This window comes from Mesorhizobium sp. M1365 (assembly GCF_040317865.1).
Taxonomy (GTDB): Bacteria; Pseudomonadota; Alphaproteobacteria; order Rhizobiales; family Rhizobiaceae; genus Mesorhizobium.
The window spans coordinates 211,159-223,898 of the sequence record NZ_JAMYLG010000004.1; the positions used below are offsets into that span (position 1 = coordinate 211,159).

Genomic DNA, 12,740 nt, shown 5'->3' on the forward strand with positions numbered 1-12,740 from the left:
GGTCAGTGCTTCCCGGCAGCGGCCTGGGCGCCAGCACTGGACCGCATCTGCCCGCCCATCATCAGGCCGATTTCCTCGATGTCGGTGGAGGCAGTCTCCACCGCGCCCATGATCCTGCCATGGAACATTACGGCGATGCGATCCGACAGGTTGAACAGCTCTTCCAGCTCCTCGGAAATGAAGAGCACACCGACGCCGGCATCGCGCAATTCGACGAGATAGTGCATCATCGTGTTGATCGCGCCGACATCGAGGCCACGGCTCGGATAGGCGGCGATCAGAACCTTGCTTGCGATGCGCATCTCGCGGCGTGCGACGAGGCGCTGCTGATTACCGCCGGAAAGGTTGCGCATGGGCATGCCGAAATTGGGCACCGCAACGGATGCCGCTTCGGCGATCGTGCGCGCAAGAGCAGCCGCTAGGCGCGGTCGGAACGCGAAGCCCTTTGAAACAGGCGCCGACGCATATTCGCGGATTATGGCGTTGTCGGTGATTGAAAGCGCCGGCGCCAGACCGCTGTGCAGCCGGTCTTCGGGAATGTGGCCGACGCCGAACTTCGCGTAATCGACCGCGCCGGCGGTCGTGACGCCCTTTCCGCCGAGCAGTATCTGGCCCGAGTGGATCGGCCGCAAGCCGGTGACGACCTGGGTCAGCTCCTTCTGGCCGTTGCCGGCCACACCGGCGATGCCGAGAATCTCGCCGGCATGGATGTCGAGCGAAACCTCGTCGAGAAGGATGCCGCCCACGTCGTCACGCGCGACGACGGATTTGAGGCTGAGCACCGGCTCGGCGGAGATGCCGGCCGCGCCTGGCTGCCTGGCACGCAGATTGCTGAGCACGATCTCACGGCCAACCATCAGGCGCGCCAGCATCTTCTCGCCGCAGTCCGCGGTATTTTCGGTGGCCACCTTGCGGCCGCCGCGCAGCACGGTGATGCGGTCTGATATTTCCAGGACCTCGTCGAGCTTGTGGCTGATGAAGATCACCGCATTGCCCCGGGACACGAACTGCTTGAGCGCCTTGAAGAGCTCGCGCGCTTCCGCCGGAGTAAGCACTGCAGTCGGCTCGTCGAGGATCAGAACACGGGCATTGCGCGCGAGCACGCGTAGGATTTCCACGCGCTGCTGCTCGCCGGTCGAAAGATCGGCGACGCGCGCGGATGGCCGTACCGCGAGGTTCAGCTTCTCGGCCAGTGCGGCAGTCCGCGCCTCGAGCACCGACGAGCCAATACGCTTGGGCGTTTCGGACCAGCCGAGATGAATATTCTCGGCGACCGTGAAGGCGGTCACCAGCTTGAAATGCTGGTGGACCATGCCAATACCGGCGGAGATCGCATCGACTGGAGATGCGAAATGCTTGGCATAGCCGTCGACGACGATCTCACCGGCATCCGGCTGATAGATGCCGGTGAGGATGTTCATCAAGGTCGATTTGCCGGCGCCATTCTCGCCGAGCAAGGCGTGGATCTCCCCCGGCATCACGTCCAGGTCGACGTCCTGGTTGGCAACGACGCCGGGGAAATATTTGCTGATGCTCTTGAGCAGCACGAGCGGCGGTGCGCCGGAGCCAGGCTCGTAACGTCCCGGGGAGGTGGACGGCACCTCCATGCCGCCGTAGCGGTGCTCGCTCGAAGCATGATGAACTGGAACAAAATCATTCATCCCGCTTAGCTCTTTGCCTTCTGCCGCATAGTCTATCCGAAAACTCTGCAATCTTTCAGGATTACGCTTGGAGGCCGCTGACGCCTTCGATCGACCAATCCCAGTTGTAGAGTTCCTCTTCGGTCATGCGATGGCCGGCAGCCACCTTGACGTTGCCCTTGGTGTCCTTGATCTCGCCCTCGAACGGGCTCCAGCCGCCGAGAATCTTGTCGCGCACGGCATCGGCCTGCTTTGCGACCTCGGTGGGCACCGTCTCGCCCCAGGCATCGCGGTCGATACCGCCGCCCATCGGCAGGATGGTCTGCGATGGCGTCCACTTGCCTTCGAGGCGCAGGCGCACCTGGTCGACATAGAATTTCTTGAAGTCGATGGCGATCGAGGAGACGTAGGCCTTCGGCCCGTAGCGGCGGATGTCGGTATTCCACATCACGGCCTTCGCGCCGCGCTGCTCGGCCACCTGCAGATAGCCTGCTTCGTCCATGATGCCGAACAGAAGGTCGGCGCCGTTGTCGATGAGCGCGGTGCCGGCCTGGGTGGCAGCCTGCGGATCGAACCACGAGTTGATGACGATGGTCTGCATCGTGGCGTTGGGATTGACCGAACGGGCGCCCATCAGGAAGGCATTGGTGCCGGAAAAGACCGACGGAACAGGGAAGGAGGCGACGTAGCCGAGCTTGCCGCTCTTGCTCATCAGGCCCGCGGCGACACCGGTGACGTAGGTTGGGTACCAGTGGGCGAGATAGTAGGTCGAGAGATTTTCGAGCGGGTTGCGGCCATCGCATTCATAGAAGGCGACGTCCGGCGAACGCTTGGCCACGTCGTAGAGGAAGTCGCCATAGTTGGAGGTGGCAAACACCATGTTGGCACCTTCCGAGACGAACTGGCGGAAGGTGCGGGTCGCGTCGGCCGAATAGGGGATGCTTTCGACGAACAGCGTCTTCAGCTTCGGGAACGCTTCCTGCACGGCCTTCATGCCCTGGTCGTGGCTCCAGGTCCAGCCTTCATCGGTCACCGGACCGGTGTGGCCGAAGGCGATGACCGCGTTTTCCTCGGCGACGGCGGCGAGCGGCGTCTGTGCATTGGCGGGCGTGATAAGGCCGGATTTCGGCAGGAGCAGCGAGGCGCCGGCCGCGGCGCCCATGTTGAGGAAGCCTCGGCGGGAGAGATTGCGCAGGTCGATCATGCTTCGGTCCTTTGTTCCGTGTCGTGTTCAGTTCGGGAGAGACAGTTCGGTTTCCATGAGGCGGTCGATTTCTGCCGACCAGTCGGCCGACCATGCCTGCTTGATGTCGTCATCGAGCCATGCTGCGGACAGGCCAGCCAGCGCGATCCGCTTCAGTGCCGACGGCCCGAGCGCAAAATTTTCGGCGATCAGCGCGTATTCGCGGTCGAGCGTCGTGGCGAACATGGGCGGATCGTCGGAGTGGATCGTCACGGTAAGCCCGGCCTCGATCATGCGGCGGATCGCGTGGTCGGGCGCGGTGAGGTCACGCCAGACGGTGGTGGCCAGCGTCGTGCTCGGACAGCAGGTGAAGACGATGCCCATCTCCTTGCACTGCTCCATCAGCGCCGGATCGTCGACGACATGGTAGCCGTGGTCGACCCGTCTCAGGCCGAGGACGTCGACGGTATCGCGGACATAGTCCGCCGGGCCATCCTCGCCCGCATGGTTGGTGACATTGAGCCCGGCAGCCCGCGCTCGCTCGACGATGCGCGCAAACATCGGCGGCGGGTTCGGGCGTTCGTCGTAATCGAAGCCGATGCCGATCACCTCAGCCGGGCGCTCGGCCAGAACCATGTCCAGGAAGCGCTCGCCACCTGCCGCGCCGAGCGGCTTCGCATGCGCCGGTATCAGCTTTGCCATAAGCCCATAGCGCTCCTTTGCGCGGTGAAAGCCGTCGAGGATGCCTTCGAGCATAGTCGAATAGGCCACGCCATGAGCCAGATGCGCATGCGGGCTGAAGAACAGTTCGACGTAGCGCGCACCGGCTTTAGCGCAGCGCTCCAGTGCCTCGAAGGTGATGCGAGAGAAATCGTCCGCATTCCTGATCGAGGCGCAAACCAGATCGTAAATCTTCAGGAAATCCAGCAGGTTGCCGTAGCTGTAGAGCTCCGATGTCAGTCTGCCGTCCGGCAGCGGCACCGCGTTCAGCGCCGCCAGCTCGGCGAATGTCTCCGCGGATACGGCGCCCTCGAGGTGCAAGTGCAACTCGACCTTCGGCATGAGCTGAATGAAACTTGACAACGACATCGACGCTCACTCGCCCGGATCGGCAACCCCAAAGCCGTACCTGGTTTTCTTGGGCGACGGACGGCTGCCGAGTTGTTCGATAATCGCGGCTTTTTCCAACTGTCCGATCACCTGATACGCAACAGATGTCAGGGAAACGGGGCTTGCACAAGCCAAAAAATGATGCCTAACTAGACACATACTAAAACTGCTTAAAAAATGTGCAGGCCGGGAGAAATATAGGCATGAAGCACCTACGGGAAGCGCAGAACCCTGCGCCTCCGCCTCAAACAACGCGCCTGCGCTTCATCGGCCGACTGGTGTCGTCGAGCTTTGGCGAGTTCGCCGACAGGCGTGCCGCTCGGCTCAATCTCGATCTGCTGGTGCACCAAGCCGCGGACGATTTTTTTGTCGTCCAGGTTTCGGGCCAGCCCGATCTCATCGATGCCTTCGAGATGGCATGTAGCTTGGGGCCAATCGACTGTCTGGTGATGGACTGCGAACGGGCCGAAATTTGGGAATATTCCAGAGGGAAAGACGCAGAATGACGATACAGGCTGGATGGCACCCAGTGGCGCTGTCGGGATCGATCGAGCCGGGCAGTTCGGCCGGAATCCGCCTTGGCGGAAACGAGCTGGTGGTCTGGCGCGACAACAGTGGCGCAGCGCATGTGTGGGAGGATCGCTGCCCGCATCGCGGTATGAAGCTGAGCTTCGGTTTTGTCCGCGGCGATCATATTGCCTGTCTTTATCACGGCTGGCAGTACGATGCGGCCGGCCAGTGCCGATACATTCCGGCCCACCCCGATCTCAGGGTGCCGGCGTCCATTACCGTGTCTGCCCACAGATCGGCCGAGGCGGCTGGGATAGTCTGGACGGCACTGGATCCGGCAGCAGCATTGCCCGAATTGCCTGCCTTGGCAGAGGAGGTGGTGCCGGTCCGCAGCCTGCATCTCGACAGTCCCGCCGCAATGGTGATCGATGTCGTGAGGGCCATGCCGCCCAGGCCCTTCTCCCGCGGATCCGGGCTCGCTGAGCTGAAGGCGCTGAGCGGGATGCTGTTCAGCCTGACGGTCGGCGAAGACACGCTGCTTCTTGGCCTGCAGGAACTGACCGACAAACGATCGGCCCTACACATCGTGATTGACGGACCGGCAGCCAAGTATGCCGGCAAGGGGCAGAAGCATTTCTTCGCTTGGACGAGCGAGCTGCGTCATCATCTCGAGACCGGGCGTACCGGCGCGACCTCGACGACGCGGGCTGCATGATGGCGAGGATCACGCTCTACAACTACGAGCTGGACGAAAACTGCTACAAGGTGCGGCTGGCGCTTTCCATGCTCGGCCTGGAATGGCAGACCGTTGCAGTCGATGCATTTCCGGGGGCGGAGCAGAAGATGCCGCCATTCCTGGCCATGAACCCGGCGGGCAGCCTGCCCATTCTCCGCGACGACGAGGTGACGATGTTCGGCGCCGAGTCCATCATCGTCCATCTGGCGCGCAGCCACGATTCAACGGGTGCATGGCTGCCGGCGGATGGTTCGGATTTCGCCAAGGTGATGCAGTGGCTTTTCTTCGCGGCCGGCGATCTCGGCGTTGCCAGCGCCGCGCGCCGCCATGCCATGTTCGGCGCCGGCGGCGACGAGGCTGCGCTGCGGGCCGGTGCCGCGCACGCACTCCGCGCCATGGACGACCATATGACCGCGCGGGGTTTCGAGAAGAAAGAATGGTTCGCTACGGACCGCCCGACCATCGCCGACATCGCGCTTTTTCCGGCGTTTGCGCTGAGCCGCGATTTCGGCGTCGACCATGACGAGTATCCGGCGCTGCGCCGCTGGGTGCGTCGCTTCCGCGCGCTTCCGGGCTTCACGACCATGCCGGGCATCCCCGATTACCATTGACGCCCAACATTCGACGAGAACGAGGCAAGCAACAGAATGACCTCTCTCACGCGCTTTTCCGTCCAGCCGCTCTCGTCCATGACCCGGCGGCTGGCCGGCGTCGCTTCCGGGCGAGCCGATCCCGATCTGGTCATTGCCGGCGCACGCGTGTTGTCGACCTATTCGGAGCGCGTGCTTCCAGGCCGCGAGATCTGGTTGTCGGGAGGGCGGATCGCCGCTGTGAAGCCGGCCGGCACTTATAAGGGTGGCAGCGCCAGGATATATGACGCCAGGGGCGGCATCGTCGCCCCCGGCCTGGTCGATCCGCACATCCACATCGAATCCTCGATGGTGACGGCCTGCGCCTATGCCGAGGCGGCGCTGCTCAACGGCACCACGACCCTCTTCTGCGACAGCCACGAGATCGGCAACGTCATGGACGTTGCTGGCATCGAGGCGATGCTGGAGGACGCGCGCCTGGCGCCGTTGTCCATTTTCCTGACGGTTCCGAGCACCGTCCCGGCAACTTCGCCGTTGCTGGAAACGGCCGGTGGCGACCTGACAGCCGAGAAGATCGGCGCATTGTTCGACAAATGGCCGGAAGCCGTGGCGCTAGGCGAGAAGATGGATTTCGTGCCAGTGGCTATGGGCGATGAACGCAGCCATGCCATCCTCGCTGCGGCGCTGAGACGCGGCCGCCCGGTGTCGGGACACGTCTATGGACGCGAATTCGTGTCGGCCTATGCGGCCTCCGGCGTCACCGATACCCATGAGGCGATCGACCGCGAGATCGCCGACGACATGCTCGAGGCCGGCATCTGGCTGTTCCTGCGTGGCGGCCCGCCGACGACACCGTGGCACAGCCTGCCCGCAGCGATCAAGACGATTACGGAACTCGGAGCCTCGCATAAGCGCATCGCGGTCTGCACCGACGACCGCGATGCTGACGACCTGATGCTCTTCGGCCTGGACTGGGTGACGCGCGAGGCGATGAAGGCCGGCATGACGCCGGAGCAGGCCTGGTCGATGGGCTCGCTGCATGGCGCGACGCGCTTTGCAATGGAAGGCGAAATCGGAGGCCTCGGTGGTGGCCGCCGTGCCGACCTGGTGCTGCTCGACGACGGCTTCGATCCCGTTAGCACGTGGTATGGCGGCGAACTCGTCGTCGATGACGGCAAGATCATGCCGCTGCTCGACCAGGCCCTCTCGACCCGCTACCGCTATCCGGACACGGCCTACCACACAGTGAAGCTGCCGAAGCAGATCAAGCTGACGCCGGAGCTGCCAACCGGCAAGGTGGTGGCGCATACCATCCGCACCGAACTGCCGGGGATCACGCTCGGCCACCAGAAGATCACGCTCGATCCGTCCAACGATTGGCAGAACCATTTCGACCGCCACGGCCTGTGCTTCGTCACTGTGGTCGAGCGCCATGGCAAGTCGGACGGCAACGTCGCCTACGGGCTGCTCAGCAATTTCACGCTGCGACGCGGCGCCGTCGCATCGTCTGTCGGTCACGACAGCCACAACATCATCATCGCCGGCCTCAACGAGGCCGACATGCAGGTGGCGCTGCGGGCGATCGAGGAAACGCAAGGCGGCGTCTGTGTCGTCGTCGACGGCAAAGTGACTGCCATGGTTGAACTGCCGATCGCCGGCCTTTTGTCCGACAAGCGCGTCACTGAGGTCGCGGAGGAGGTGAAGATCCTCAAACGGGAATGGGAGGCGGCCGGCTGCTGCATTCCCTATATGGGCTTCAACCTCATCCCGCTCTCGGTCATCCCCGAAATCCGTATCACCGACAAAGGTCTCGTGCTGGTGCCGGAAATGGAGATCGTCCCCGCCTTTGAGGCCGCCTGAGTGGATCCCTTCCGACTTGGGCTGGTCTCACCGCGCATCCATTATTTCCAAATGGTCGCGCGGCTGGGCTCGGTTCGCCAGACCGCGCAGGCGCTCAACGTGGCGCCATCCTCCATCAGCCGCGTCATCAAGGGCCTGGAGGACGAACTGGGCACGCCGCTCTTCGAGCGTGTGCGCCAGCGACTGAAACTGACCAGCGCAGGCGAGCTTCTGCTCTACCACGCGCGTCAGAGCATCACCGAGTTGGCGCGCGCCTCGTCCGAGATCAATGATCTCAGTGGCCTCAACCGCGGCTCGTTGTCCGTGGCGATCGTGGAGAGCGCGGCGCGCGGGCTCGTGCCGAACGCGCTGAAGGAATTCTGGAAGCGCCACCCGCAGATATCGGTCGACGTGCATGTCGCCGGGTCGCAGCGCGCCTGCGATGCGGTTGCCGACGGCGAATGCGATCTGGCGCTTGCTTTCGACGTGCGCGTGCCGCGCAACGTGCGCAAGATCGCGAGCACGCCTCTGCCGCTGGGCGTCGTCGCTCATCCGGGCAGCCGCCTTGCCGGCCGCAAGGAAGTGAAGCTGTTCGATCTTGCCGGCGAACAGGTCATCGTCTCGGACAACAGCCTTGCTTTGGGCATTTCGATCGACGATGCGATCGGGCGCTCCATGATCGACATCACGCGACGGTCACGGACCAACTCGATCGGACTGATGACCGAGATGGTGCGCCTCAACCTCGGCGTGGTGCTTCGCACCAAGCTCGGCATCGAGCCGGAAGTGGCTGACGGATCGCTCGTTTTCGTGCCGTTGCGCGATTCTCGCATGAACCCGCACCGGCTGATGCTGCTCGCCCGGCTTGAACGCGAAATGTCGGATGCGGCCTCCGCATTCGCGGCGCTGCTGGCCCGCATGGTCGAGGCGTTGCATGATTAGTTGTTGCATTTTGCGCATCGACAAAGAGAGTAATTTGTCCCTATCTCGAACAACTGAGCTTTGCGAGACTTCCCGGCCGAAGGGGATGTCATGAAGCAGAGTGCGGTCGACGCGGTCATTCGGGGGCTTAAGCGGGCGGGAGTGAGCATCGTCTGCTATCTGCCCGATTCGTTGTTCAAGGAGCTCTACCCGGCCCTTGATGCCGATCCGGATATCCGCACGATCCGCGTCACCAACGAGGGTGAGGGCGCGGCGATATGTGGCGGGGTCTTCCTGTCGGGCAAGCGCGCGGCGCTGGTCATGGAAAATTCCGGCTTGCGCGCCTCGGTCGAGCCGCTGGCCCGCATGGGCCTTGGAGCCGGCATCCCGGTCATGATGCTGATGAGCTATCGCGGCGAGCTCGGCGAGAACAACTGGTGGGCAGTCCCGCATGGCATCACCATGGAGCCGGTGCTGAACGCGCTGCGCGTGCCGTACCGGATCGTCACGGAGGAGGCGAAGATCGAGCGCGCCATCCTTGACGCCTATTCCTGGTCCTATGCGTCCTATTACCATTCGGCTGTGGCGCTCGGCGGCGAGGTGGTGCGGTGAGACGCTTCGACTGCATGAAGGCGCTCGCCGCGCGGCTGAAGGATGAGCTGGTGGTCCTTTCGCTCGGCGGCAGCGTCGACGAGTGGTACAACGCCGCGCCGCATATGCGCGAGGCGAGCCTGTTCCAGCAGCAACTCGGCTGCGTCACGCCGCAGGCCTTCGGGCTCGCCGCCGGCCTGCCGCACCGCCGCGTCATTTCGCTCGATACGGATGGCGGCCTGCTCTTCAACCTGGGCATCCTGGCCACGCTCGGAAACGAGCAGCCGAAGAACCTCTTCGTCGTGGTCTGGGACAATGAGTGCTACCAGTCGATCGGCGGCCCGCCGACCCATACGGCGCTGGGCCGCGTCGACCTTGCCGCGATCGCGCGCGGCGCCGGCCTCGAGAACGCCCATACGGCGCGCACGGTGGAGGAGTTCGACGCACATTGTGCAAGGGGGCTCGCTGTGGATGCGCCCTATATCGTGGTCGCCAAGGTCTCGGGAACGGTCCAGCCGGACATCAAGCGCAAACACAGCGACGGCCGCGAGGACAAGTATATCTTCGTCCGCCATGTCGAGGCGAGCGAAGGCATCGTCATCATGGGCCCGAGCGAGCACAACTGACGAGATCATGGGCGCCCTCGGACCTGTCGTCCCCCGACGCGCACTGAAACGCAGCTACGATTACGTGGTGGTCGGCTCGGGTTCCGGTGGCTGTGCGGTGACGCGGCGACTGGTCGATGCCGGCGCCGACGTCCTCCTGATCGAGGCCGGCCCGACGGGTCTTGGGTTCGAAGAGATCGAGGACCCCGGCAAGTGGGTGCCGCTTGGCCGCAGCACCTATGACTGGGGCTATGATTATGCTCCGACACTGAGGGTGAATGGGCGTACCATCGGCATCCCGCGCGGGCGCCTGCTTGGCGGCTCAAGCGCCATCAACGCGATGATGTGGTATCGCGGCCATCCGCAAGATTACGATGCCTGGGAGGCTGGCGGCGCCAAGGGCTGGAGCTTCGCCGACGTGCTGCCCTATTTCCGGCGCTGCGAGGACTGGCGCGACGGTGCAAGCGAGTTTCGCGGGGCGGGCGGTCCGCTCCACATCGAGCGGCCGGCGGCACTGCACCCGGTCGCGCATGCGCTGATCGATGGCGCGGCCGAGATCGGCATCCCCGTAATCGACGATCCGAACGGCCCCAGCAACGAGGGGGCGGCGGCCGCGAATTTCAACATCTGCGACGGCAAGCGCTGGAGTTCGGCGACGGGCTATCTCGTGCCGATCCTGGATCACCCGATGCTGACGGTGCTGACCGGATCCGCGGCCATCGGCCTGACGGTCGAAGGCAGCCGATGCGTCGCGGTCAAGCACCTCGTCGGCGGCGAAATCTGCGAAACGCGCGCGCAAGAGAGCATCGTGCTCGCGGCCGGGGCCGTCGACACGCCACGCCTGCTGATGCTGTCGGGCATCGGCGATCCGATCGAACTGCAGCGCCTTGGCATTGCGCTCGTTCGCGCCCTGCCGGGTGTCGGCAGGAATCTTCAGGACCATCCGCTGGCGCAGGCCTGCGTCTTCCGCGCGAAACGACCGATCGGACCGATAGTGGGCAATGGCGGTGGCTCGATGGTCAACTGGAAGTCGCGGCCGGACCTGCCGCAGCCCGACCTGCATGCCTTCCCCGTCCAGGGCAACAGCGCCGAACCGGCGATCCGCGCGCGCTACGATCTATCCGGCGATGTCTTTTCCTTCGGTGCGGGCCTGATGCGCTCGAAGAGCGTCGGGCACTTGAAGTTGCTCGACGGCAAGCCCGGCGGGCCGCTCGAAATCCAACCGAACTTTCTGGCGGAACCGGAAGACCTCGACGCCATGGTCACTGCGATCGAGATGGTGATGGAGATGGCGGCTGCAAGGGCGAACGCCGGTGTCTTCCGCAACTTTGCCGCACCTGACCGCCGACTGACCCGCACCGAGACAATCGCCTTCATCCGCGAGGCGTGCACGACGTTCTTCCACACCTGCGGAACAGCCAAGATGGGCGAGGACGCGATGGCCGTCGTCGACAGCCGTCTCGCCGTGCACGGGCTGGACGGTCTGCACGTTGCCGATGCCTCGGTGATCCCAACGATCCCGACCTGCAATACCCACGCGCCCGCCACGATGATCGGCGAGCGCGCCGCCGATTTCCTGCTCGCGGCGGCAGCTTGAGGATGTCATGACCGACGGACCGCACACGGAGTACCCGCGATGACCCAAAGCCTCATCCTTGCTGCCGACACGCTGCTCACCATGGATGAAGATAACCACGCGTTGCCTGATGGCGCCGTGCTGGTCGAGGATGGTCGTATCGCCGCGGTCAGCGCACTCGCAGCATTGCGCGCTGCGTATCCGGCCGTGGCCGTGAAGAAACTCGACAATGCGGTGCTTTTGCCTGGGCTGGTCAATGCGCATGCGCATTCCGGTTTTTTGCGCGGCACGGCGGAGCACCTGCCGGTTTGGGACTGGCTGACGCTCCATATCAATCCGATGCATCGCGTGCTGCAGCCGCACGAGGCCGAGGCGGCATCGTGGCTCTGCTACGCGGAATCCGTGCTCGGCGGCACGACCACCGTCGTCGACATGTGGCGGTTCATGGAAGGCAGCGCCAGGGCGGCCGAGGCGATCGGCAACCGCCTGGTCGCCGTGCCTTACGTCGGCGAGCATCCCGACTACAACTACTTCGACACGCTCGACATGAACGAGGCGATGATCGAGGGCTGGCATCGCAAGGCGGGCGGCCGTATCAATGTGTGGGTCGGGCTGGAGCATCTGTTTTATGCCGACGAAACCGGCCAACGCCGGGCGATCGAACTCGCAAGGAAACACGACACCGGCTTCCACACGCATTGCAGCGAGGCCGAGATCGAGATCGCGGAATTTAAGCGGCGCTACGGCAAACGCCCGATGTTCGCGCTGGACGACCTTGGCTTCTTCGAAACGCCGCGCGCCATGATCGCCCACGCCGTCTGGCTCGATCGGGAAGAGATCGAGCTTATTTCCAAGCGCCGCGTTTCGGTGGCCCACAATCCTGTTTCCAACATGAAGCTGGCAAGCGGCATCGCGTTGGTGGCCGAGATGCTGAAGGCCGGCGTGCCTGTCGGGATCGGCACCGACGGCGAGAAGGAGAACAACAATTTCGATATGTTCGAAGAGATGAAGGTGACTTCGCTGCTGGGCAAGCTGAAGGACTTCGAGGCCGCCGCCATGGATAGCTGGCAGGTGCTGCGCATGGCCACCATTCTCGGCGCCAGGGCGATCGGTCTCGACCACGAGATCGGCTCGATTGAAGTCGGCAAGCGCGCCGACATCATCGCGGTCCGCACCGATACGCCGCGCATGACGCCGGTCTTCCGCGACGGACCTTATTTCAACTTCCATCACAATCTTGTCCACGCCGTGCGCGGCAGCGACGTGTCTTTGACGATGGTCGATGGCGAGATCCTGGCCGAGGACGGCGCGCTGCGCACCGGCGACCTGCGCGAGATCATCGCCGAAATCCATCGCGTCGCGCCTGGCCTGTTCGCCCGGCGCGCCGCTTTCCTTGCCCAGAATTCCGGCGGCAGCCTGCAATGGACTCAATAAGGCGA

Annotated in this window: 12 protein-coding genes; 9 read left to right on the plus strand and 3 right to left on the minus strand. The window is 63.9% G+C overall.

Features of this window, described 5'->3' with window-relative positions; all coding sequences use genetic code 11:
- Window positions 1–2: 2 nt before the first annotated feature.
- From NKH04_RS07130 to add, 3 genes are all read right to left on the minus strand, one after another.
- A complete protein-coding gene (locus NKH04_RS07130) occupies window positions 3–1,607 on the minus strand; it encodes an ABC transporter ATP-binding protein (protein ID WP_352470700.1) in 1,605 nt (534 codons plus the stop codon).
- Between the two features lie 115 nt (window positions 1,608–1,722).
- The gene (locus NKH04_RS07135) at window positions 1,723–2,844 is read right to left on the minus strand and encodes a BMP family ABC transporter substrate-binding protein (RefSeq protein ID WP_352540084.1); all 1,122 of its coding nucleotides are present in this window, start codon (window positions 2,842–2,844) and stop codon (window positions 1,723–1,725) included.
- A 27-nt stretch (window positions 2,845–2,871) separates the two neighbouring features.
- Window positions 2,872–3,912: an adenosine deaminase gene (add, locus tag NKH04_RS07140; protein ID WP_353044141.1), complete on the minus strand. Its 1,041-nt coding sequence runs from the start codon at window positions 3,910–3,912 to the stop codon at window positions 2,872–2,874.
- 299 nt (window positions 3,913–4,211) lie between these two features.
- On the opposite strand from add, the gene NKH04_RS07145 reads away from it, so the two are divergent.
- The 9 genes from NKH04_RS07145 (at window position 4,212) to NKH04_RS07185 (ending at window position 12,735) form a co-directional block, all read left to right on the plus strand.
- Window positions 4,212–4,439: a hypothetical protein gene (locus NKH04_RS07145; RefSeq protein ID WP_353044142.1), complete on the plus strand. Its 228-nt coding sequence runs from the start codon at window positions 4,212–4,214 to the stop codon at window positions 4,437–4,439.
- Window positions 4,436–5,158, plus strand: a complete 723-nt coding sequence (locus NKH04_RS07150; protein ID WP_352470593.1) for a Rieske 2Fe-2S domain-containing protein — start codon at window positions 4,436–4,438, stop codon at window positions 5,156–5,158. Before NKH04_RS07145 ends, NKH04_RS07150 begins: the two co-directional genes overlap by 4 nt.
- Window positions 5,155–5,790 carry a glutathione S-transferase family protein gene (locus NKH04_RS07155; RefSeq protein WP_353044143.1) on the plus strand — a complete coding sequence of 212 codons (636 nt, stop codon included), beginning with the start codon at window positions 5,155–5,157 and terminating at the stop codon, window positions 5,788–5,790. Before NKH04_RS07150 ends, NKH04_RS07155 begins: the two co-directional genes overlap by 4 nt.
- Before the next feature lie 36 nt (window positions 5,791–5,826).
- Complete coding sequence (locus tag NKH04_RS07160) at window positions 5,827–7,629, plus strand: adenine deaminase (protein ID WP_352470591.1); 1,803 nt, start codon at window positions 5,827–5,829, stop codon at window positions 7,627–7,629.
- The gene (locus tag NKH04_RS07165) at window positions 7,630–8,550 is read left to right on the plus strand and encodes a LysR family transcriptional regulator (protein ID WP_352470590.1); all 921 of its coding nucleotides are present in this window, start codon (window positions 7,630–7,632) and stop codon (window positions 8,548–8,550) included.
- A 90-nt stretch (window positions 8,551–8,640) separates the two neighbouring features.
- Window positions 8,641–9,141: a thiamine pyrophosphate-binding protein gene (locus tag NKH04_RS07170; RefSeq protein WP_352470589.1), complete on the plus strand. Its 501-nt coding sequence runs from the start codon at window positions 8,641–8,643 to the stop codon at window positions 9,139–9,141.
- Complete coding sequence (locus NKH04_RS07175) at window positions 9,138–9,746, plus strand: thiamine pyrophosphate-dependent enzyme (RefSeq protein ID WP_352470588.1); 609 nt, start codon at window positions 9,138–9,140, stop codon at window positions 9,744–9,746. Before NKH04_RS07170 ends, NKH04_RS07175 begins: the two co-directional genes overlap by 4 nt.
- Window positions 9,747–9,753: 7 nt before the next feature.
- Window positions 9,754–11,322, plus strand: a complete 1,569-nt coding sequence (locus NKH04_RS07180) for a GMC family oxidoreductase (protein WP_353044144.1) — start codon at window positions 9,754–9,756, stop codon at window positions 11,320–11,322.
- Between the two features lie 39 nt (window positions 11,323–11,361).
- Entirely contained in the window at window positions 11,362–12,735 is a 1,374-nt protein-coding gene (locus tag NKH04_RS07185; RefSeq protein WP_353044145.1) for an amidohydrolase family protein, read from the plus strand.
- Window positions 12,736–12,740 lie beyond the last annotated feature (5 nt).

Excerpts from the sequence above, each read along its gene's own strand:
- NKH04_RS07150 (WP_352470593.1), top strand. The coding sequence starts at position 4,436 with ATGACGATACAGGCTGGATGGCACCCAGTGGCGCTGTCGGGATCGATC.
- NKH04_RS07135 (WP_352540084.1), bottom strand. The coding sequence starts at position 2,844 with ATGATCGACCTGCGCAATCTCTCCCGCCGAGGCTTCCTCAACATGGGC.
- NKH04_RS07130 (WP_352470700.1), bottom strand. The coding sequence starts at position 1,607 with ATGGAGGTGCCGTCCACCTCCCCGGGACGTTACGAGCCTGGCTCCGGC.
- NKH04_RS07180 (WP_353044144.1), top strand. The coding sequence starts at position 9,754 with ATGGGCGCCCTCGGACCTGTCGTCCCCCGACGCGCACTGAAACGCAGC.
- NKH04_RS07160 (WP_352470591.1), top strand. The coding sequence starts at position 5,827 with ATGACCTCTCTCACGCGCTTTTCCGTCCAGCCGCTCTCGTCCATGACC.
- add (WP_353044141.1), bottom strand. The coding sequence starts at position 3,912 with ATGTCGTTGTCAAGTTTCATTCAGCTCATGCCGAAGGTCGAGTTGCAC.
- NKH04_RS07170 (WP_352470589.1), top strand. The coding sequence starts at position 8,641 with ATGAAGCAGAGTGCGGTCGACGCGGTCATTCGGGGGCTTAAGCGGGCG.
- NKH04_RS07155 (WP_353044143.1), top strand. The coding sequence starts at position 5,155 with ATGATGGCGAGGATCACGCTCTACAACTACGAGCTGGACGAAAACTGC.
- NKH04_RS07185 (WP_353044145.1), top strand. The coding sequence starts at position 11,362 with ATGACCCAAAGCCTCATCCTTGCTGCCGACACGCTGCTCACCATGGAT.